This window comes from Neptunicella sp. (assembly GCF_048268085.1).
In the GTDB taxonomy this organism is placed as follows: domain Bacteria; phylum Pseudomonadota; class Gammaproteobacteria; order Enterobacterales; family Alteromonadaceae; genus Neptunicella.
The window spans coordinates 293,427-315,659 of sequence record NZ_JBLWWF010000001.1 but is presented as its reverse complement, the minus strand read 5'-3'; the positions used below and the strand labels follow the sequence as shown (position 1 = coordinate 315,659).

The 22,233-nt window shown below is 46.4% G+C and carries 16 protein-coding genes; 3 read left to right on the top strand and 13 right to left on the bottom strand.

The features are described 5' to 3' along the window. Genes ACTD55_RS01290 through kduD form a run of 5 tightly spaced genes read right to left on the bottom strand, consistent with a single transcriptional unit; the run spans position 1 to position 4,427 of the window. Entirely contained in the window at positions 1-1,296 is a 1,296-nt protein-coding gene (locus tag ACTD55_RS01290) for a TRAP transporter large permease (protein ID WP_438862489.1), read from the bottom strand. Continuing rightward, on the bottom strand, positions 1,296-1,796 hold the full coding sequence (locus ACTD55_RS01285) for a TRAP transporter small permease (protein ID WP_438862488.1): 501 nt from the start codon (positions 1,794-1,796) through the stop codon (positions 1,296-1,298). The genes ACTD55_RS01290 and ACTD55_RS01285 overlap by 1 nt, the downstream gene beginning before the upstream one ends. 8 nt (positions 1,797-1,804) lie before the next feature. After that, positions 1,805-2,785, bottom strand: a complete 981-nt coding sequence (locus tag ACTD55_RS01280; protein WP_438862487.1) for a TRAP transporter substrate-binding protein — start codon at positions 2,783-2,785, stop codon at positions 1,805-1,807. 29 nt (positions 2,786-2,814) lie between these two features. After that, on the bottom strand, positions 2,815-3,657 hold the full coding sequence (gene kduI / locus ACTD55_RS01275) for a 5-dehydro-4-deoxy-D-glucuronate isomerase (RefSeq protein ID WP_438862522.1): 843 nt from the start codon (positions 3,655-3,657) through the stop codon (positions 2,815-2,817). Positions 3,658-3,668: 11 nt separating this feature from the next. Next, a complete protein-coding gene (gene kduD, locus ACTD55_RS01270; RefSeq protein WP_438862486.1) occupies positions 3,669-4,427 on the bottom strand; it encodes a 2-dehydro-3-deoxy-D-gluconate 5-dehydrogenase KduD in 759 nt (252 codons plus the stop codon). 338 nt (positions 4,428-4,765) lie between these two features. Between kduD and ACTD55_RS01265 the strand changes: the two genes are divergently transcribed. Then, positions 4,766-7,507, top strand: a complete 2,742-nt coding sequence (locus ACTD55_RS01265) for a TonB-dependent receptor (RefSeq protein ID WP_438862485.1) — start codon at positions 4,766-4,768, stop codon at positions 7,505-7,507. A gap of 57 nt (positions 7,508-7,564) precedes the next feature. Next, positions 7,565-8,776, top strand: a complete 1,212-nt coding sequence (locus ACTD55_RS01260; RefSeq protein ID WP_438862484.1) for a DUF4861 family protein — start codon at positions 7,565-7,567, stop codon at positions 8,774-8,776. Positions 8,777-9,405: 629 nt separating this feature from the next. Here ACTD55_RS01260 and eda read toward each other — a convergent pair. The 6 genes from eda to ACTD55_RS01230 form a co-directional block, all read right to left on the bottom strand. Then, complete coding sequence (eda, locus tag ACTD55_RS01255; RefSeq protein ID WP_438862483.1) at positions 9,406-10,023, bottom strand: bifunctional 4-hydroxy-2-oxoglutarate aldolase/2-dehydro-3-deoxy-phosphogluconate aldolase; 618 nt, start codon at positions 10,021-10,023, stop codon at positions 9,406-9,408. A gap of 60 nt (positions 10,024-10,083) precedes the next feature. Then, positions 10,084-11,454 (bottom strand): NAD(P)(+) transhydrogenase (Re/Si-specific) subunit beta, encoded by a 1,371-nt coding sequence (locus ACTD55_RS01250; protein WP_438862482.1) that lies wholly within the window; start codon positions 11,452-11,454, stop codon positions 10,084-10,086. 11 nt (positions 11,455-11,465) lie between these two features. After that, a complete protein-coding gene (locus tag ACTD55_RS01245) occupies positions 11,466-11,741 on the bottom strand; it encodes an NAD(P) transhydrogenase subunit alpha (RefSeq protein WP_438862481.1) in 276 nt (91 codons plus the stop codon). After that, complete coding sequence (locus ACTD55_RS01240; RefSeq protein WP_438862480.1) at positions 11,742-12,890, bottom strand: NAD(P) transhydrogenase subunit alpha; 1,149 nt, start codon at positions 12,888-12,890, stop codon at positions 11,742-11,744. A gap of 449 nt (positions 12,891-13,339) precedes the next feature. After that, entirely contained in the window at positions 13,340-16,522 is a 3,183-nt protein-coding gene (locus tag ACTD55_RS01235; RefSeq protein ID WP_438862479.1) for an efflux RND transporter permease subunit, read from the bottom strand. A gap of 2 nt (positions 16,523-16,524) precedes the next feature. Next, positions 16,525-17,784 (bottom strand): efflux RND transporter periplasmic adaptor subunit, encoded by a 1,260-nt coding sequence (locus ACTD55_RS01230; protein ID WP_438862478.1) that lies wholly within the window; start codon positions 17,782-17,784, stop codon positions 16,525-16,527. A 142-nt stretch (positions 17,785-17,926) separates the two neighbouring features. Between ACTD55_RS01230 and ACTD55_RS01225 the strand changes: the two genes are divergently transcribed. Then, positions 17,927-18,910: a LysR family transcriptional regulator gene (locus tag ACTD55_RS01225; protein ID WP_438862477.1), complete on the top strand. Its 984-nt coding sequence runs from the start codon at positions 17,927-17,929 to the stop codon at positions 18,908-18,910. A gap of 45 nt (positions 18,911-18,955) precedes the next feature. Here ACTD55_RS01225 and ggt read toward each other — a convergent pair whose 3' ends face one another. Continuing rightward, positions 18,956-20,605, bottom strand: coding sequence for a gamma-glutamyltransferase (gene ggt, locus ACTD55_RS01220; RefSeq protein WP_438862476.1), 1,650 nt, complete (start codon positions 20,603-20,605; stop codon positions 18,956-18,958). A gap of 17 nt (positions 20,606-20,622) precedes the next feature. Next, entirely contained in the window at positions 20,623-22,185 is a 1,563-nt protein-coding gene (locus ACTD55_RS01215; RefSeq protein WP_438862475.1) for a serine hydrolase, read from the bottom strand. Between the last annotated feature and the right edge of the window lie 48 nt (positions 22,186-22,233).

Genomic DNA, 22,233 nt, shown 5'->3' with positions numbered 1-22,233 from the left:
TTATAACCCCAACCAGTCTGGTAAAAATTCACTTATCCACGGCACATACGTCACCAGCATCAACACCACAAACATGGCTGCGTAGAGCGGTAATAAGGGTTTGATAATTTTTTCCAGCTTGGTCTTGGCAATCGCACAAGTAACAAACAACACGGCTCCTACTGGAGGTGAACATAGGCCAATGGACAAATTCAACACAATCATGATACCGAATTGCAGTGGTGACATACCAAGTTGCATTGCCACTGGCAGAAAAATCGGTGTAAAAATCAACACTGCGGGTGTCATATCCAAAAAGGCACCAACCACAATAAGCACCAAATTAATTAACAATAAAATGATGATGGGGTTATCACTTAAGCCTAATAAGAAGCTACTGAAAGTCTGTGGAATATTTTCATAAGACAGCAGCCATGACATGGCCGTAGAGGCCGCAATTAACAGCAACACAATTGCCGTCGTTTCCGCTGCTTTGAGTAATAGATTCGGGAATTCAGCCGGTTTGACTTCGCGGTAAACTCCCATCGACAAGAATATCGAATAGAAAACCGCGATAGCACCGGCTTCGGTGGCGGTAAAAATACCGCCAATAATGCCACCGATCACCAGGAAAATTAAAAACAGGCTAGGTACCGCAGCCAGCACCTTTCTTACCACCACGGATAAAGGTAAACGTGCTCCAACTGGATAGCCTTTGCGCTTGGCATGGATCATACAAATAACCATTAACGCCAAACCCACCAAAATTCCCGGAAGATAACCAGCTAAAAATAACGCCGCAATGGATACACCACCGCTGGCAATCGCATAGATGATCAAAATATTACTGGGTGGTATCAACAAACCGGTAGTTGATGCGGCGGCGGTTACAGCGGCACTAAAGTTTTCGTCATAACCGCTTTTCTTCATTTCCGGCAACATAAAACTACCGATGGCCGAGGTGGCTGCGACCGCCGAACCGGAAATTGCACCAAATAGCATGCAAGACACCACGTTAACCAGCGCCAAACCACCGGGCAAGGCACCAATCAATGCCATCGCACATTCAATCAAACGTTTGGCAATACCACCGCGCCCCATGATAAGTCCGGAAAGTACGAAAAATGGAATGGCTAACAAGGCAAAACTATTTAGTCCGCCCGCCATACGCTGGGCCATCGTGGTAACCGCCGGGGTTAAATCCATGCTCATTAGCATCGTCACCAGAGTGGCTAAACCAATCCCGAATGAAACCGGTACGCCAAATACCAATAAAATAAAGAATACGGCAATCAGTACAAGTGCAGTTAATTCCATCAGTGTTGCTCCTGTACGTTGACGTCGATTTTACCGGAGATTAATTCGGATAAGTTAAACAGCGCATACAAAATCAGCATCCCGCCTGTAACCGGTAAAACGGCATAAACAACCCCCATATTGATGCCTAATGATGCGGAAATTTGCTTCAACTCGATGGTCAAATCCACTAGCTCCGCTCCACCGTAAAGTAATACCAACGCAGAAAAGATAATCACCACCAGTTGAATCCCGATGCGGGTAATTCGTTGCTTGGCTGGCGTCATTTTATCCACCAGTAAATCCAGGCCTAAGTGAGCATTTTGCCGATAGGCATACACAGCACCTAACATACCGATCCAAATTAATAAAAAGCGCGATAATTCTTCAGTAACCGAACTGGGATCCTGTAATAAATAACGGGAAATAACCTGCCAGCTAACCGCCAGCAAAATGCAGCTCATAGCCATAATCAAGGCAAATGCCAATATTTTGTCCAATATGTGAATAAGTGACTTCATTCTTTATCCTACATCTTTTCAATTTGTTGCATGATTTTACCCACTGGGGTGCCATCGAAGGAGTGGTGAAATTCTTTTACCGCATCACGGAAGGGTTGTTTATCGGGATAAATTACCTGTACACCAGCCGCTTTCACTGCAGCAAGCGCTTCATCAGAGGCTTGTTGCCAGAGTTTTTTCTGATATTCGACTGAATCGGCCATCGCCAACGTGAGCCATTGTTGCTGTTGCTCGGTTAGCGAATTCCACACCTTTAAGCTCATTAACACCACATCCGGCACCGAAGTATGTTCGTCCAAAGAGTAGTAACGGGAAATCTCATAGTGACGGGATAAATAATAACTAGGAGGATTATTCTCGGCACCATCGACTACGCCTTGTTGTAAGGCAGTATATAGTTCGCCCCACGCCACCGGGGTAGCAGCTGCGCCCAAGGCCTTGACGGTACGAACGGCAGTAGGGCTATTTAATACCCGAATTTTTTTGCCTTTCAAATCGGCCGGTGAATTAATCGGTCCATCGGTAGTATAGAAACTGCGACTACCTGCATCATAATAACCTAAGCCTTTAAGACGTACTTTTTCAGCACCTTTTAACAATGACTTGCCTAAATCGCTGTCTAAAACCCGCCAATAATGTTCCCGATCTCTAAAAACATAAGGAATACTGAATAATTGCATTTCCGGCACAAAGCCTTCCAATGGACTGGCGGAGACTTTAGTCATCGCTAAGCTACCAATTTGCAGTAATTCCACCAGTTCCCGTTCAGAGCCTAATTGACTGCTGGGATAGATCATGACTTTCATTTTACCTTTTGAATAAAAGGCCAGCCGCTCGCCCATATAAACCATCGCTTTATGCACGGTATGCTGGGTATCTAACGAATGGCCCAAACGTAAAATGACGGTATCGTCTTTACGGGCGCATGCACTAAGCAGACTTAACGTCATCAATCCAACCAGCAGACTGGTGGCTCTGAAGTACTTCATTTATTTATCTCCAAGCTTGATATTATTGATTAGCGCAATTGATCAGGTGGGTATTTATCCATATCGTCATAGTCAAGATTCTCGCCAGCCATCCCCCAGATAAAGGCATAATTACTGGTTCCCACCCCACAATGAATGGACCAGGGCGGAGATAACACTGCACTTTCATTATTTACCCAGATATGTCGAGTTTCTTTAGGCTCACCCATAAAATGACTGACGGCCTGCCCTGCCTCCATATCAAAGTAAAAATACACTTCATTACGACGGTCATGTTGATGCGCGGGCATCGTATTCCAGACACTGCCCTGATTGAGGCGAGTCAGTCCCATTTGTAACTGACAGGTTTCAACTACTCCGTGGATAATCAGTTGGTTAATATCCCGTTCGTTAGACGTTTGCTGGCTGCCCATATGCAGCACATTAGCATCCTGCTTACCGATTTTTTTATGCGGAAAGGCATGATGAGCCGGGGTAGAGTTAAGATAGAACTTGGCTGGATTCGCGCTATCAACCGAGTTAAAACTGACCGGTTCTCGGGTTTGTCCAACATACAACGCTTCTTCTTTTTTCAATTCAAATTGCTGCTCACCGACAGTCACCACGCCATCACCACCAATATTAATAATGCCTAGTTCACGGCGAGCTAAAAAAGCATCACTTTTGAGCGGTTCGATAGTATCCAGCATTAACGCTTTAGCCAACGGTACCGCACCACCAAGCATAAAACGTTCATAGTGGCTATACACCCAGTACACCTTACCGGGCTGCATAATATTGTCAGCCAAAAACTCCTGACGCAGTTGCTCAGTATCATAAGCTTTGACTTCTCGCTGCCCAACGGCATAGCGTACTTCGTATCCAGTTGTCATCATTGAATTCTCTATCTCGCTAACCAGCCGCCATCGACAGCTAAAATATGACCATTAATATAATTACTGGCCTGACTCGCCAAAAAGACCGCAGCACCTTGTAAATCTTCAGGTTCGCCCCAACGTCCGGCTGGGATGCGTTGCTTAATTTGCTCACTGCGAGCTTCATCGTTTTGTAATGCTTCAGTGTTATCAGTACGGATATAACCAGGTGCAATCGCATTCACCTGAATATTGTGTTGCGCCCACTCATTAGCTAAGGCTTTGGTTAATCCGGCAATAGCGTGTTTGCTGGCAGTATAGGCAGGCACCGTCAAGCCCCCGCTGTATGACAGCATTGACGCAATATTGATAATTTTGCCCTGACCTTTTTTGATCATGTCTTTGCCAACGGCCTGACAAAGCATAAAACTGGCATCCAGATTAACTTGCAAAACTCGATGCCACTCTTCCATGGGATAACTGACCGCAGGATGGCGAAATATGGTGCCACCGTTATTGACCAGAATATCAATCTCACCACAGATGGCTTTTGCTTTTTCTGCTAATTCCTTTACAGCATTTTCATCGCTCAAGTCAGCATCAAGCACAAATCCCTGACCACCACTATTATGAATATGTTGCAAAGTTTGATCACATCCTCCTTGGCGTGAACTCGCACACACGACCTTTGCTCCCGCTTGAGCTAACGCAATTGCAATTGCCTGCCCTAAGCCTCTGCTAGCTCCAGTCACTAAGGCATGCTTTCCGTCTAGTGAAAAATTAATCATCTGCACATATTCCTAACCCGTTTATTCAAGTTTGATGAGACTAACAGGGGTTTACGTTGGTTCAAGTACGAACACCAAAATCTATTCATATAAAAACTTAAATATTCGTATTTGAATAAATATTCTTAAAACATTTGAGCTTTTTTTAAAATTACCTAATCTGCGAATTACATTTTGTTTACATCAAACAAACAAAGTATTAAAAGTTTTTGCTACCGGTAGCAATTTGTCAACAATTATTTGCTACCGGTGGCGTAAGGATAAAACGAAATGTAACCGTCAGTGCAGATGTATGACTGGCTGAGACAATATAATAAATGTACCTAATGAGGTGTTACATGAAACCCAAGTTCCAACGGAAAAAACTAATTACATGCTTATGTCTGTTATCTGGCTACCAGTATCTCGGCCTGCCCGCTGCCTTTGCGCAAGAAGAAACAGACGATAGTCTGGAAGTGATAGAAGTAACCGGAAGCTTTCGTGACAGTTTAAACAAAGCCCTAGTCGACAAGCGCACTGCAACTGGTGCAGTCGATACCATTTTGGCAGAAGATATAGCGGATTTCCCCGATTTAAATCTGGCCGAATCTTTACAACGCATTCCGGGGGTTGCCATTAGCCGTGCTGCCGGTGAAGGTCGCCAAATATCAGTTCGTGGTCTTGGCCCGGATTTTACCCGGGTCAGAATTAACGGAATGGAAGCCATTGCCACCAGCGGTGGTACTGATGCCATCGGTGGGGCAAACCGTGGACGGGGATTTGATTTCAATACATTTTCTTCTGATCTATTCAGTTCATTAACGGTCAGAAAAACCGCGTCTGCTGATGTCGAAGAAGGTTCTTTAGGTGCCACCGTTGATTTAAAAGCGGCTCAGCCATTTAACTATGACGGGTTCACGCTAGCGGCTTCCGGCCAATTGGGTTACAACGATATGGCCAGCGGCACCGATCCCAAGGCTTCATTCCTGATCAGTAATACTTTTGCTGATGGCAAATTTGGTGCACTGTTCTCATTATCCTATTCGGAACGTAATATTGATGATAACGGTGCTAGTACCGTGCGTTGGGATAACTCCAACGATTTTGGTAACTATCAAGGCAATGCCGATGCAGCGGAATTGGCCGAGATCAACGAAGCATTTCGTCCCAGACTACCGCGTTATGATTCCTATCAACACGAAATGAAACGTTTAGGCATGAGTGCTTCGTTTCAGGCCAGACCATCTGACGATACCGAAATCAGCTTGGATATTTTGTACTCCAAACATGATGCATCACGTCAAGAAGTATTTATGCAGGGGATCCTCAATAGTAGCGGCCTAACCAGTGGCATGAATGTCACCAGTTACGAAATTGATGGCACCAACACCATGACTCAAGGCGCGTTTGAAAACGCCACCGTGCGGTCAGAAAACCGCTACGATGAACTGTCCACCGAATTTACTCAATATACCCTCAGCCTTGAGCACGCTTTGAGCGACACATTGCGCCTCGACGGTTTAGTTGGTACGGCTAAATCCGAATTCGACAATCCAATTCAAACCACTATCGTGATGGAAAAACGCGGGGTTGATTTCAGCTATGATTATCGCGGTGGCAAACGTCAGGATCCGGAATTAATTTTTGGTAGTGGTGTATATGATGCCGATGGTTGGTCGCCTAACAGTGTGCGTCTACGCCCATTAGGCGCCCAAAACACCTTTGATACTGCCGAGTTGAATCTGGAATATGATCTGAATGACAGCATCATGCTGAAATCCGGTATTCATTATAAAAAATTCGAGTTTGAAACCTTCGGTGCAAGAATTGCTTCAGAAGGTGGTGCAGCCAGTGCCATTTCAACCTCCTCCGAATTTATTATGTCTTATGACTCCGGTCTTGGCGTTGATCCGGTATGGTTAATCCCGGATCGGGATGCCATTGCCGATACATTTAATATTTACAGTAATACCGGGACTTTTGCAGTCAGCACGGAAAATCGCTTAACCGAGAATTACTCTTCTGGTGAAGAAACTCAAGGCGCTTATGTGCAAATGGTATTCAACACTGAGCTGGGTGATACCATCGTACGAGGTGATGTAGGTGTGCGTTACGTTAATACCGACCAAACCTCTACCGCTTGGGCGACGATTGGTGGTGATCCTGAATTAATCACTGCGGATCATAGCTACTCAGAAACACTGCCTTCAATGAACTTGGTATTTGAACCCAAAGACGATGTGCTAATCCGTGTTGGCTATGCCGAAGTGATGGCCAGAGCAGGCTTAGCTAGCATTCGTCCAAACGTATCAGTATCGGTATCCGGTGGAGCTCGCTCCATCAGTGGCGGTAACCCCACTTTAGAACCCACCCGCGCCAAAACCTATGATTTAGGCTTAGAATTATACTTTGAAAACGATGGTTTATTAGGCTTAGCGGTCTTCAGAAAAGATGTCGAAAGTCAGGTACAAAACCTGCGTGAAACCAAAGCCTTCACCGAAACGGGCTTACCCATTCAGGCAGCTATTGATGCCTGTAATGCCGGTCCGGGCTATGGTGCAGAGTTTGGCTGTGACGAGAATGTAAACTGGGATACCACTACACCGTTAAATGGCCCGGGTGGGGATTTATACGGCTTTGAGATTAGTTATCAAACGCCGTTTAGCTTCTTGCCTGAGTTCTGGCAAGACTTTGGTATCATCGCCAACTATACCTACGTAAAAGGTCAGCTGGATTATGTGAATACGTCCGGTGAAGTGTTAGCCACACGTAACTTACAGGGCTTATCAGAAAATGCCCGCAGCGCGACATTGTATTATGAAAAAGACGCTTTCGCGGCACGTATATCCATGGCCTATCGTTCCGAATATCTAACCAATGCACTAGGTCGTAACGGTAATGATATGGAAGGAACCAACCCAACCACTAACGTAGATGCGTCGGTTACCTATAAATTGAATGAACATGTTCAGTTTACTCTGGAAGCGTTAAACTTGACTGATGAAGTCGATGATCAATGGGTCGATTCAAACGGTAACCGTTTGTCCTATTACCATAGCACCGGTCGTCAATATTACTTGGGAGCCAAGTATAAGTTTTAACCATGCCCCGTGACGGGTTGGCACTAACCCGTCACACCTCTTTTTTAAGGCTAAAATATGAATAACTTTTACTCCCCCGTCGGTATTGCTGGCGGTTTACTTTTTTTAACCGCTTGCCAGTCTACTTCTCCTGCGGCATTATCCATCACGGTAAACAATCCAGACAGTGGATCTTCACTTTCCCAAATCATCGATATTCCACTGTCACAACCTCTACCCATGCAACAAAATTTACGTGCCAATGATAACAGCCGCATTGAGTTACTCGATAAAGACGGCGATAACCTGGCGGATGCGGCGCGTCTACAAACCAGTATTGATGCTGGCCACCATAAAACCATTAAGTTTAGTCTCGACCCACAATACCAGTTACCAATACTAACCCATGCCGAACTGTCGACTCGTGTGGGCGGAAAATGGCACGGCAGCGACTACATTGCCGGTTACTTCGGTTTTGAAACCGTCGAGCAGTACCAAACGCCACCACAGGCAACAGACCATTCCTATCACTTGCGCTATGAAGGCCCCGGATGGGAAAATGATCAAATTGGTTACCGACTGTATTTAGACTGGCGCAACGCTATCGATGTGTTTGGTAAAAAAAACAGTGACATCGTATTACCCCAAGTCGGACAAGACGGTTATGAAAGTTACCATCACATGAGTGACTGGGGTCAGGATTTGCTCAAAGTGGGATCAGCATTAGGAGTCGGTGCACTGGGGCGACTGGATAATGGCAAAGTCATGCATTTTCAGCATCATCGCACTATGCATTACCAGTTACTGGAGAATGGTCACCTGAGCTCGGCATTTGAAGTGGATTACAAAGACTGGAAAGTGGCGGACAGCACCATAGACGTGGATACCCGTTACCGGATTAACGCCGGAGACGCCGCTACCATCATCGAAGTTGAAACCTCAAAACCGGTGGATAATCTGGTCACCGGTCTGGTCAGACATCCACATACCGTGCAACTGCACAAACAGGGTCAGCAATGGGGTTATATTGCCCGTTATGGCAAACAAAGTTTAGCCGGTGCTGATGACGAACTTGGGTTGGCATTATTTTATCAACTGGATCAGGTGGCCGGATTACAAGAAGGTGAACATGACGATTTAGTCCTGTTTAAACCATCGAGTAAAATCATCAGTTATCAGATCCTTAGTGCCTGGCCACAGCTTAAAGGTGGTATCAAGGATCAGGCCGAATTTGTACAGCTACTAAACGACAAGTTAAAAGCCTTGGAACATCCATTACAACTGCAATAATGACAAGCTACGAGCTACGAGCTACGAGCTACGAGCTACGAGCTACGAGCTACGAGCAAAAGATTAAGCTCGTAGCTCACTGCCCAGCACTCATTTTTTTCTGTGAATTTTTCCCTAAGGTGAAAATAGTTTTCGGTTCGCTACAAAAACCGCTCCTTGGTTCACCCTTCGGCTATCCGTATCTCATGCTTAGGGCGAACGGCGAATGTCGTTTTAGCTCGCTGCACGCCACTCGTAGCCGGCTGTGCTTCTGTGTCCCTGTGCCAAGCACGTTAATTAACAGCAGAGGCACAGAGAACACAGAGGACAATGAAATATGGTATTGCCCTTCATCGGTTCTTCACGATCATGCTGAGCAGTCGAAGGGGAAATACGGTCATCCCTGCATGCTGTTAGCAGGGATCCAGTAGCTAGTGAATCATACACTTACTAAGGGTTCCCGGCTCAGAAGCCGATCCTTGGTTCACCCTTCGACTATTCGTACCACATGCCTGCCATGAGCTTGTCGAATGGCTCAGGGCGAACGGTGAATGTTGTTTTAGCTCGTAGCCCTCAGCTCGAAACTTGTCGCTATATTGTTTTTCTCTGCGACTTTGCGGCTTGGCGTGATAAACAGGCTTTCCTGTCGCTCAAATTAAAGCCTGACGACAGGCCTGGGTAATTGACGTCCAGTCTCCCGCCTCAACCCAGTTGGGTTTGGCCACCCAGGTTCCCCCTACCGCAAAAACATTGGATAAATTCAAGTAATCCTGCTGGTTATCGGCATTGACCCCACCAGTCGGACAAAAACGCATGTTCTGAAATACTGAACCGACGGTTTTTAAGAACGACGCCCCCCCGGATAACGTGGCCGGAAATAGTTTTAATTCGCTAAACCCCGCTTCGCTAGCCAGCAAGATATCGCCGGTATTGGAGACGCCGGGAAGCGCAGGAATACCGCAGCGGGCCAATAGTTCCAGTAATTTGGGTGAACTGGCGGGTGTGACAATAAAATCCGCACCGGCATCGATAGCGTCTGTCAGTGTTTTCTCATTTATCACCGTTCCCGCACCGACAATCAAATCCGGTAAGGTCTGCTTTATCGCTCTCAGGGCATCTAGCGACTCAGGCGTTCTCAGTACCACTTCTACCAATTTAATACCGGCGGCCTGCATGGCTGTGGCGATATCCACGCCCTGCCCGGCACTGTCAGCCTGGATAATTGGCAGTAAAGTCTGGGTTCCCATCAAGGTCGAAAATGATTGCATATTGTTGTCCTATTATTGTTTTGGTGGTGTCAGCCACTCAGGTGACTGAACCGGTAAAAATTAGTCGGCAAACTGGCGAACCAGGCTATTCAGGGTGTCCTTGGCATCACCAAAAATCATTCGGCAGTTATCTTTAAAAAACAGCGGATTATCCACTCCGGCAAAACCGGCCGACATGCCCCTTTTAAGCACAAACACATTGCGGGCCAGATCGGCATTGATCACCGGCATGCCATAGATGGGGCTGCCCTGCATTTCACGCGCGGCCGGATTGACCACGTCGTTAGCGCCAATCACAATCGCCACATCAAAACCTTCAATACGGGGGTTGATTTCATCCATTTCGTAAAGTTGTTCGTAGGACACATCGGCCTCAGCCAACAGCACGTTCATATGTCCCGGCATCCGCCCAGCGACCGGATGAATCGCATAGGCCACCTCGGCACCGTTTTTTTCCAGCAACTGCTGTAACTCTTTAATGGCATGTTGCGCCTGCGCCACTGCCATACCATAACCGGGGATAACCACCACCGATTGGGCTGCCTCGAGCACAAAAAACGCATCTTCGGCTGATAAAGGTTTAACCTCTCCTTCGATTTTCATCTCGCTTTTCAGCACAGGTTTGAAGCCTGATACCAGTACATGGGTTAATGAACGGTTCATTGCTTTACACATAATATTGGTCAAAATAATGCCGCTGGCACCGACAAGCGCACCGGCAACAATTAACAGATTATTTTCCAGTGCAAAACCGGCCGCACAGGCCGCCAGACCGGAATAACTGTTAAGCAATGAAATCACCACCGGCATATCGGCACCACCGATTGGCAAGACCATCATCACGCCCATTAACAACGCTAAACCGATTGCAAGCCAATGTACAATGGTCAAGTCTGGCTGACGCACCAATACAATGGCGCACGCCACAATCGCCAACACCAGTAACAAATTGGCCACTACCTGGCCTTTAAATAACAGCGGACGACCGGGAATACGTTCACTGAGTTTTGCCCAGGCCACCACACTGCCGGAAAACGTCACTGCCCCGATTAGCAAAGCCAAGAAGCTGACTATCAACACAAAACTGGACAGATTTTCGCCACTGTCGATCATCGCCCAGGCCACAGCCACACTAGCCAGCCCGCCAATACCGTTAAACAGCGAAACCAGCTCCGGCATCGAGGTCATCACTACCATACGCGCGGCAAAGATCCCAACCACAGTGCCAGCCAACACGCTGACAGCAATCCATTCAAAGCCCAGAATCTGCCTGTCCAGCAGGGTCACAATAACCGCCAACAGCATCGCCAGTGCTGACAACAAATTGCCTTTGCGAGCGCTAGTCGGATGACTTAACAGTTTTAGCCCGAAGATAAACAGGGTGGCCGCCACGACATAAACAGCATTAATTAATAAAGCAGTATCCAACATCACATTTCACCCTATTTCTTTTTAAACATGGCAAGCATACGATCAGTCACCATATAGCCGCCGACCACATTAATAGTGGCTAAAAAGGCGGCCAGTGCGCCCAGATAAGTGGCTAATTGCCCCGATTCACCACCAGCCAGATTCAGTGCTCCAATCAGGGTAATACCGGAGATGGCATTGGCACCGGACATCAGCGGTGTATGCAAGGTAGCCGGTACCTTGCGGATCAGTTCAAAGCCGACAAATATCGACAACATTAAAATAAAAAGCAGATAGATAGCCGTCATTTACGCGACCTCCTGATTAAAATGGGAAACAATGGTTGGGTTAACAATCTCGCCCTGATGGGTGATGACGCAGGCATTAAGAATTTCATCTTGCAAATCAATATTAATGCTGGCGTTATCGCTATTGTAGAATTCACTAAACAGGTTAAATAGATTACTGGTGTACATTTGACTGGCGTCTTTAGCTACTTCATTAGCCCAATTGCCGGTTCCAATTAAAGTCACGCCATTTACACTGACCACTTCACCGGCAACAGAACCAACCACATTACCGCCATTTTCAGCCGCCATATCCACAATCACGCTGCCAGGTTTCATTTTCGCAATAGTCGCGGCATCAATCAGCAATGGCGGTTTACGCCCAAATAACTGGGCAGTGGTAATGACAATATCTGATTCGGCAATACACTTAGCCTGACCGGCTTGCTGTTTTTGAATTTGTTCTGCCGTTAAAGATTGCGCATAACCTTGGTTGGTTTGGCCAGTATCGCCCAAATCTATTTGTAGAAACTTGGCACCCAAGGATTGCACTTGTTCAGCCACCACTGCACGAGTATCAAACGCAGTGACCGCCGCCCCTAAACGTTTAGCGGTGGCAATGGCTTGTAATCCGGCCACCCCGGCACCAATCACAAATACTTTGGCCGGTTTTAGAGTACCGGCTGGCGTCATCATCATCGGTAACACGGATTGTAGTGCAAACATGGCTTTAGCTACCATCACATAACCGGCCAAACTGGCTTGCGAGCTGAGTGCATCCATTTTTTGACAACGACTAATGCGCGGGATCATTTCCATGCTAATGCTGGTAAGTTTGTGCTGACATAAACTGGCCAGATAATCAGCTGCATTAAAGGGATCCAGATAACTAATCAACAAGGTATTTGGGCGACAGCTTGGCAGTTCAGATTCGGCTAACTTATGAATGCCTAACACCACGTCTGCCGCTTGTAATAGTGCTTTCCGGCTATCAATAACCTGTGCACCTGCCTGTACAAACTGTTCATCGGTGATATGAATGCCATTACCAAGACCAGATTCGACTATGACATCGACACCTAATAATTTATAAGCCTTAATATTGGCAGGCAGCAACGCACAGCGCATTTCACCTTTCAAGGTTTCTTTAGGAAAAGCTAAGATTGGCATATATTCCCCTTGTAAATAGACACAAAAATCCACTACACGCAGGATAAAGCGCGCAGAACTCACTGTTTGTAGGCATTTATTTTTCTCAGCCATTAAGACTGAATGTTGTTATAGATAACTTGATACTTAGACTAATTGGAAATATGAACCACGCAATAAAACTGCATATTTTTGTTCATATATTAACTCTTGCGTTTAAATGGAAACTTTTTTATTCAAATGTTAACTATTTAAATCCAATTAAGCGTTGTCATAGTATTCTTTAACCAAGTTTTAGAAGGAATAATCTGTAAACTGGGGTGGGAGGACGTTAGATGATAAAACGAGGCAACTTACCACCAGCACAAACCAGATTAAGGAGCGGTATTTGTGATGGTGACAAGTGCCTCTAAAGAGGTATCTGCAACGGCTTAATTTGGAGTGGTCACCGTCGCAGATACCACGCTAGCTCAGGCAGCGTTTTGCTGTTTGGATGGTGAAGAATGTTCTAACTTGTGGGTACTGCGCTTGGCGGCTCGCCGTCTGACCAGATGATAAAACAACGGCGTTAACAATAATCCGAAGAAGGTGACCCCTAACATTCCTGAGAATACTGCCACCCCCATGGCATGACGCATTTCGGCTCCCGCTCCGGTCGCCATGACCATCGGTACCACGCCCATTATAAAGGCAAACGAGGTCATCAAAATGGGGCGCAAGCGCAAGCGAGTCGCTTCCATAATGGCTTCCATCAAGGTCAATCCCTGATCTTCTTTCTCCTTGGCAAACTCGACTATCAGTATGGCGTTTTTGGTCGCCAATCCTACCAGCACAATCAAGCCTATCTGGGTAAAGATATTGTTGTCACCATGGGTCAGGATCACGCCGGTCATGGCCGATAATAACGTCATAGGCACAATTAGAATAATCGCCAGCGGTAAACTGAGACTTTCATACTGCGCCGCCAGTACCAAAAACACTAACAGCACCACTAACGGGAAAATCAACATGGCAGTATTGCCGGCTAATAATTGCTGATAGGTTAAATCTGTCCACTCGTAACTCATACCAATAGGTAGGGTTTCATCCAGAATCTTCTCAATCGCAGCCTGGGCCTCCCCTGAGCTAAAGCCAGGTGATGCAGCACCATTGATTTCTGCGGTGGTGTAACCGTTGTAGTGCATAACCCTGTCTGGTCCGGCAGAATGACTTACCTTCAAGAAAGAGCCTAACGGGATCATGTCGCCACGATTATTACGCACTTTAATTTGGCCAATCTGTTCAGGCTCCTGTCTAAAGGTATCCTTGGCTTGAATATTAACCTTGTAATTGCGGCCAAACTGATTGAAATCATTAACGTACAGCGATCCCAAATAGATTTGCATGGTAGAAAAAATATCGTTTATCGCCACGCCTTGTGCCTTGGCTTTTTCCCGATCGATATCCACGGTTAACTGCGGAACATTAACCTGATAACCGGAGAAAATCCCGGCCAGTTCCGGCGTCGCCCAGGCTTTCTGAATCACTTGCTGAGTCACTTTATACAGTTCCTCGTAACCCATATTGCCACGATCCTGAATCTGCAACTTGAACCCTCCGATGGTTCCCATGCCTTGCACCGGCGGGGGCGGAAAGATCGCCACAAAGGCGTCCTGAATACTGCCAAACTGCTGGCCCAGACTACCGGCAATCGCGCTGGCTGATAACTCCGCTGATTTGCGCTCGGCAAAGGGTTTTAAGGTCACAAACACGATGCCGCTATTCGGACTATTGGTAAAACCGTTGATACTCAAACCGGGAAATGCCACTGCCGATTCCACCCCCGGATGCGCTAACGCAATACGTGACATTTCACGGATAACGGCTTCGGAACGATCCAGTGAAGCGGCATCGGGTAACTGGGCAAAGGACACCAGATATTGTTTATCCTGTCCCGGTACATAACCGGTTGGCGTTGACACAAACTGACCATAGGTTAATACCAATAATCCCGCGTATAACGTCAGAATGATGCCACCAGAACGGATTATCTTTTTCACTCCATAGGCATAAGCTTTGCCGCCTTTGGCAAATAAACGGTTAAACGGATTAAACAACCATCCACCTAATGCTTTATCCATCAATCGGGACAAACCGTCTTTAGGGGCGTCGTGATCTTTTAGTAACACTGCGGCCAATGCCGGGCTCAATGTTAATGAGTTAATCATTGAAATCACGGTAGAGATGGTAATAGTCAACGCAAACTGACTATAAAACTGACCGGTTAAGCCCGACATAAAAGCAGTGGGAATAAACACCGCGCCCAAGACCAGTGTGGTAGCAATAATTGGCCCGGTCACTTCCCCCATGGCTTTTTTGGTTGCATCGATGGGGGCTAAACCTTCACTGATATTACGCTCGACGTTCTCAACCACCACAATGGCATCATCCACCACAATACCAATCGCCAACACCAGCCCGAATAACGACAACGCATTTAACGAGAATCCCAATAAATGCATAATCGCAAAGGTACCAACCAGCGAAACCGGCACGGCCACCAATGGAATAATTGACGCACGCCAGGTTTGTAAAAACAGTACCACCACAAATACCACCAGCAGTAACGCTTCAAACAGCGTTTTAACCACTGCCTCAATGGAGCCGCGCACGAACACGGTGGGGTCGTAAACAATCGAATAATCCACTCCGGCGGGGAAATACTGTTTCAATTCGGCCATTTTGGCGCGGACGTCATCAGAAATCTGGATGGCGTTGGAGCCGGGACGCTGGAATATTGGAATTGCCACCGCTGACTTGTTATCCAACAAAGAACGCAAGGCGTAATAGTCGGCGCCCATTTTGACTTCAGCAACATCTTTTAAATGAGTAATTTGTCCCTGCTCACCGACTTTAATCACGATATTGCCAAATTCTTCTTCGCTACTTAATCGGCCTTTTATATTGATCAGTAACTGAAATTCGCTATCTCCGGTGGGTTGTGACCCCAAACTCCCCGCCGCTGCTTGCTTGTTTTGCTCCTGAATCGCTGCCACTACATCACTTGCACTAAGTCCCAGAGCCGCAACCTTATCCGGATCCAGCCATACCCGCATACTGTATTCACCGGCGCCAAAAAGACGGACTTCCCCCACCCCATTCAAACCCGCTAACTCATCTTTTACATACAAGTTGGCGTAGTTGGACAGATACAACATATCGTATTGATCGTTAGGTGAGGTTAAATGCACCACCATGGTCAAGTCAGGTGATGACTTTTGAGTGACGACACCGAGTTGCTGTACTTCCTGCGGTAAACGCGGCAAAGCACGATTTACCCGGTTTTGTACTAATGTCTGGGCTTTATCTACATCGGTACCAATGGCAAATGTAATGGTCAATGTCATACGTCCATCAGAAGTGGCCTGCGAGGACATATACAACATATCCTCGGTGCCTTTGATGGCTTGTTCCAGAGGTGTGGCCACTGTTTCGGCTATCACTTTGGGATTTGCGCCGGGATAGGTCGCATTAACCACCACCGTAGGCGGCACTACCTCAGGATATTCAGTAATAGGCAGTTGCCACATGGCAATGGCACCGGCTATAAAAATAATCAGTGAAATCACACCGGCAAATATCGGTCGATGGATAAAAAATTGGGAGAATTTCATGTTTAACCTCCCACCACAGCACTTTCAAGCAGATGCCCGGTGCCAATACTCGCCGTTTCATCTGTCTGTTGTGCCGCATCGATACGCTGCTGCTCAGTGTGGATCTGTTGAATAATATGTTGCGCCACCATATCCACATTTTGCGGCGTGACCTCAGCTCCAGGTCTGACTCGCTGCAAACCATTAACCACAATTTTTTCACCGGCAGACAGGCCGGACTTGATAATCCGCAAGCCATGCAGCTTTTCACCCAGCTCGACCGCGCGATATTGCAAGGTATTGTGATCATCCAATACCAGCACAAATTTGTTATTCAAATCGGTGCCGATGGCTTTATCGTCGATTAGGATACCGTTATAACTGGCGCTACCGACCAATTTCAATCGAGTAAACAAACCGGGAATTAAACTACCATCCTGATTATCAAAAACCGCCCGGCCACGGATCGTGCCAGTCGTCGCATTGACACGGTTATCCAGAAAATCCAGTTCGCCTGAATAGGTAAATTCACTATCATTGGCTAGCGCCATCATCACAGGACTGCGCACATTTCTGGAACTAGGACGTTCGCCTTGTTGAGCCAGCTTGCTGTATTTCAGATAAGTTTGTTCATCCGCATCAAAATATGCGTACACTTTTTGTGTAGAGACAATACTGGTAAGAATGCTCTGCCCGGCAGTGACATAATTGCCCTGAGTAATGAGTGCGTTAGATACGCGGCCAGTAATTGGTGCCTCAACTCGAGTGTAACCCAAATTTAATTTGGCCAAGTCCAGCGCTGCCCCCACCGACTTAACTTTGGCTTTGGCTTGCTGCACGCTGGCCATACGGCTATCCAGTAATTCAGCTGAAATAGCCTGCTTAGCCGATAATTCAATCGCACGTTTATGCTCGCGTTGCGCTAAATCCAGTTGACTCTGCGCGTAGAGCAAGTCGGCTTTTAGGCCTTTGACTTCCGCTTTAAACTGACGATTATCAATTAAAAATAACGTATCACCCGCATTGACGATACTGCCTTCCTTAAAGGCCACAATATCAACATACCCCGAGACTCTGGGACGCAACACTACGGTTTGTGGGGCCTGAATACGACCGGTGAATTCATCCCACTCAGTCAGTCGCTCATTAACCACTGTTGCCACGCTAACTTGTGGTGCTGGCATAGCCGCAGGTTGTTGTTCCGATTCCGCATTGCCACAGGCAGTTAGCACACTTATAAGGCTGACGAACAAGACCGATTTTACAATTAAAGGGGTTTCCATAATTTTTAGCTCCTCAACCAAAATTCTTTCGACGGAGTGCAGTATGGACGTCCAATTAAAATAAAAATAATTATATATTCATACAGAATACATCACACAAAATGATGTATAGTAATTCGCAATTCAAACAGGGGCTATATTGATGAGACCACAAGAGCTGAATTTACTGATGGTGTTCGATGCCGTGATGACAGAGCGTTCCATTACCCGTGCGGCGGATCGCTTGGCTATGACTCAACCGGCTGTTTCAAACGCAGTAAGCCGAATGAGAGCCGTTTGGAAGGACGAACTTTTTGTTAAAGATGGACGTAATATCCAACCAACCGTTTATGCGCAAAATTTATGGAATCAGATAAAACATCCACTGGGGTTACTGGCTGATGCTGTTGATCCCCGTGAATTTGATCCTGCCACCGCCAAACGCTCATTCCGCATTTCGATGGCTGACATTTTTGTCGATATGCTATGGGCACCGTTACGCCAGATAATAGAGCGGGAAGCGCCAGGCATTGATATACATGCCATTCCCTATACCTTGACCAATGCTGAGCAATTACTCGATGATGCCAGAGTCGATATGGTGGTAGGCGCCATTAATAAGACTCCCAGCGTCATACGCAGTGAACACCTCATGACACCTTGCTATGTGTGTGCTATGCGTCCGGGTCATGAACTGGCTAAAGCCAATTTAAGTTTAAAAGAATTCGCGGCTGCCGATCATTTATTGGTATCGCTGTCGGGAGATCCTACCGGTATGACCGATGCCGCGTTATTACAGGAAGGACTAACTCGACGTATCGCCTGTACAGTTAATCACTTTTCAGCGGTGGTGCCGTTGTTAAAAAACAGCAATCTTATTGCCGTTGTACCCACCGCAACAGTGGAAATGGCCATTATTAACGGGGAATTAGCCGCCACCAAAGCACCACTGGATATTCAAATGTCACAGCTTTCCAGTTTGTGGCATAAGCGCCAAGACCGCGACGGAGGATTAATCTGGCTACGTAAACATATTAAAAATATTGTTACCGCAGATTCACTTCGACACAATCAGGTAATGGAGCAGTTTTTATGCAAAAACAAAAAATGTATGGCGCAAGGCAATAAACTTAAAAAGGCGGGATAATAACAAGGCGGATATAACCATATCCGCCTTTGTTTAATAGACTAATCAGAATACGTAAGACTGTCCACGTCCGCTGGACTCGGAAGCGGCATCAAGTTGACCATCACGATTAATAATGGTCTGCATGTCACCAAAATGACGATTGTCCAGCTGATAGCCCATATCCTGCAAACCACTTGTCACTTCTGGTTTTAAACCATCATGGTAACGGATCACGTTTTTAGGCCACAGCTGATGGTGGAAACGTGGGCTATCCACCGTCTGCTGGGCATTCATGTGATACACCACCGCGTTGAGAATAGACTGGTAGACCGAGCTAATAATAGTGGTGCCGCCGGGTGAACCGGTGATCATAAAGACATTATCACCTTTCAGTAGAATGGTCGGTGTCATGGAGGACAACATACGTTTATGTGGCTGAATTTCATTAGCCTTACCACCAATTGCACCAAACACGTTGGCTACACCGGGTTTAGAACTGAAATCATCCATTTCGTTATTCAGGATAAAGCCTGCCCCTTCGACCACTACGCCACTACCAAAACCCAAATTAATCGTGGTGGTATTGGAAACCGCATTGCCCCACTGATCCATAATCGAAAAATGAGTGGTTTCCTCGCTTTCGTGTAAACCGGGTTTAATATCCTCAGTAGTAGAAATTTTATCCACCCTGATCCCCGCCGATCGTTGGGTAATATAGGCGTCGTCAATCAGCTGTGTTAACGGTACCTGATAAAAATCCGGGTCACCCAAATATTCGGCCCTATCGGCAAACACGCGTTTACCAATCTCGGCCAGAATATGTACGTAAGGAAGGCTGTTATGCTCCATTGCGGGTAATCCGGCGCTGACTTTTTGATACATCTTCAGCCATTGCATAATTGCCACTCCACCAGAACTGGGTGGTGGTGAGGTTAACACTTGATATTCGCGCCAGTCTGATTGGATTGGTGTACGCTGCTGAGCCTGATAGGCCGCCAAATCTTGCTGGTTAATAATCCCACCGGACTTTTGCATAAATGACGCAATAATATCGGCCGTTTTGCCTTTATAAAAACCGTCATAGCCTTGATCACGAATGCGTTCAAGGGTCGCGGCTAATTCTGGCTGTTTAAAGATTTCACCACCGACAGCGTGACCAAAATAGGTCGCAAAATTCAGGTTAATGTCTTTTTTACTCATACGCTGAATGTAACGACCAATGTATCCGGCTAACCTATCTGGCATGACAAAACCATTTTTAGCCAAATCCACCGCAGGCTGAACCAAGGTTTTCCATGGCAATGAACCGTGCTTCTGATGAGCCAGCCACATTCCGGATACTGTACCCGGTACACCCGATGCAAAAATACCGTATAGCGACTTGTTCGGGATAACATTCTTGTGCTTATCCAGATACATATCTCGCTGGGCAGCAGAAGGGGCTTTCTCGCGATAATCAATAAAGTCGGCTTTTTTATCTTTATACACCAGCATAAAACCGCCACCACCGATATTACCGGCTTCGGGTAACGTCACAGCTAAAGTGAACTGGGCGGCAATGGCTGCATCTACCGCATTACCACCTTGTTGCAAGATACTTTTAGCCACATCAGCGCTGAACTTGTCTGGCATTGCCACTGCCGCTTGTTCTTTGGCGACTAACGACGGAGCAACAAATAAAGCCAATAAAACATAAACAATACGCAAGGTCATGATTTTTCCTGTTGGTTTTAAGGTAACTTTTTAAAATCCAGATCCTGAAAGTCATAGCTGAAATCAATATCGTCCGATTCCGGTATCAATAACATTTGCTGAATATTGCCCTTGTCATCACGATTAAAAATGGCAAATACATCCGCTTCCAAACTACGATCATTCCAGCGTACCAAGAACTTGTCTGATGCCACAGGTTGCATATCACCAACCAATTGCACGACCCGTTCGGAGCTCATTATCAATTTGTCATTGTGCAACGACAGGGTAAATACGCCTAACCAAGGATCCTGATAACGACCGGCATAATCAGATAATTGATGTTGTTTATCAAGGTGATACAACTCAGCTTTTACTTTGTTCGACGTATCTTCCTGTAGTACATCATCTTGTTTGGGTTTAGGTATAAACTCTGCCACCCAGTCATGAGGGGCGACCGGCAAATAAGATTTCATGATGGAATACATCATCGCACTACGAGCATTACTGGATTGCTGATTTAACATGACAACAATCCCCAAATCGAGTTCCGGAAAAAAACTCACAAAAGAATACATTCCAGCTAAACTACCGGTGTGATGTACGCGCAAGTAACCATTTACGTCATTCAAACGCCAACCTAAACCATAAGTACTAAAATGAGTATTATCGCGACGTTTGGCGCTGTCGTAGACCGGCATAATGGTTTCGGATGACCACATGGCCTGATGCTGTTCAACAGAAAACAACTGTTTGCCATCCCCATATTGGCCTTCATTCAATTGCAGTTGCAGCCATTTCAGCATATCGGTCACACTGCATTTTATTCCTCCGGCGGCAGATGATACCGCGGGACCTTCGCGCTCAGGACGCTCAATCGCTTGTAACTTACCCTCAACAATACCGTGAGGTGTCGCCATATCGGCCATGTTGTCCGCAGCCACCTTGCCTGCAAAGCAATGCTGCATGCCCAATGGGCGCATAATCTTTTGCTCAACAAAGTCCTCCCATTGCATTCCGGTAATGGCAGGAATCAGTTCTCCCGCAACAATATACAGCAGATTGTCATAGGCATAGCTGGCCCGGAACTCCCCAGCGGGTTTTAAATAGCGTAAATTATGCATTACTTCCTGACGGCTAAAACTGGAAGGTTTTGGCCAAATCATTAAATCTCCCGCTCCTAGCCCCAGACCACTGCGATGAGTGAGTAAATCCTTAATAATAAAATGGTCCGTAACCCATGGATCATGCAATTTAAAATCGGGTAAGTATTTTACAACTTTGTCATCCCAACGGAGTTTGCCCTCATCAACCAATATGGCTAAGGCGGCGGTGGTAAAAGCTTTTGTATTAGAGGCAATCTTAAACAGGCTATTGAGGTCAACCTTTTGCTCCGGGTGACGAATGTCTTTCACCCCATAACCTTTGGCGTGCACAACTTTACCTTGATAAACCACGCCGACTGCGGCACCGGGCACAGAAAACTGCTGCATTACCCTTTTGGCCACCTGATCAATTTGCTGTTCAGTAAGTGGACTAGCCTGATTCGCCTGTAGTGATAACGACACGACTAAACCCAGACAAACAATTACCCTACGCATGATTATTTTCCTTTTAATTCAAATAATTAAGACATTAGCCACAGAGGC

Excerpts from the sequence above, each read along its gene's own strand:
- kduI (WP_438862522.1), bottom strand. The coding sequence starts at position 3,657 with ATGACAACTGGATACGAAGTACGCTATGCCGTTGGGCAGCGAGAAGTC.
- ACTD55_RS01225 (WP_438862477.1), top strand. The coding sequence starts at position 17,927 with ATGAGACCACAAGAGCTGAATTTACTGATGGTGTTCGATGCCGTGATG.
- ACTD55_RS01230 (WP_438862478.1), bottom strand. The coding sequence starts at position 17,784 with ATGGAAACCCCTTTAATTGTAAAATCGGTCTTGTTCGTCAGCCTTATA.
- ACTD55_RS01285 (WP_438862488.1), bottom strand. The coding sequence starts at position 1,796 with ATGAAGTCACTTATTCACATATTGGACAAAATATTGGCATTTGCCTTG.
- ACTD55_RS01280 (WP_438862487.1), bottom strand. The coding sequence starts at position 2,785 with ATGAAGTACTTCAGAGCCACCAGTCTGCTGGTTGGATTGATGACGTTA.
- ggt (WP_438862476.1), bottom strand. The coding sequence starts at position 20,605 with ATGACCTTGCGTATTGTTTATGTTTTATTGGCTTTATTTGTTGCTCCG.
- ACTD55_RS01245 (WP_438862481.1), bottom strand. The coding sequence starts at position 11,741 with ATGACGGCTATCTATCTGCTTTTTATTTTAATGTTGTCGATATTTGTC.
- ACTD55_RS01250 (WP_438862482.1), bottom strand. The coding sequence starts at position 11,454 with ATGTTGGATACTGCTTTATTAATTAATGCTGTTTATGTCGTGGCGGCC.
- kduD (WP_438862486.1), bottom strand. The coding sequence starts at position 4,427 with ATGATTAATTTTTCACTAGACGGAAAGCATGCCTTAGTGACTGGAGCT.
- ACTD55_RS01235 (WP_438862479.1), bottom strand. The coding sequence starts at position 16,522 with ATGAAATTCTCCCAATTTTTTATCCATCGACCGATATTTGCCGGTGTG.
- ACTD55_RS01290 (WP_438862489.1), bottom strand. The coding sequence starts at position 1,296 with ATGGAATTAACTGCACTTGTACTGATTGCCGTATTCTTTATTTTATTG.
- ACTD55_RS01240 (WP_438862480.1), bottom strand. The coding sequence starts at position 12,890 with ATGCCAATCTTAGCTTTTCCTAAAGAAACCTTGAAAGGTGAAATGCGC.
- ACTD55_RS01265 (WP_438862485.1), top strand. The coding sequence starts at position 4,766 with ATGAAACCCAAGTTCCAACGGAAAAAACTAATTACATGCTTATGTCTG.
- eda (WP_438862483.1), bottom strand. The coding sequence starts at position 10,023 with ATGCAATCATTTTCGACCTTGATGGGAACCCAGACTTTACTGCCAATT.
- ACTD55_RS01215 (WP_438862475.1), bottom strand. The coding sequence starts at position 22,185 with ATGCGTAGGGTAATTGTTTGTCTGGGTTTAGTCGTGTCGTTATCACTA.
- ACTD55_RS01260 (WP_438862484.1), top strand. The coding sequence starts at position 7,565 with ATGAATAACTTTTACTCCCCCGTCGGTATTGCTGGCGGTTTACTTTTT.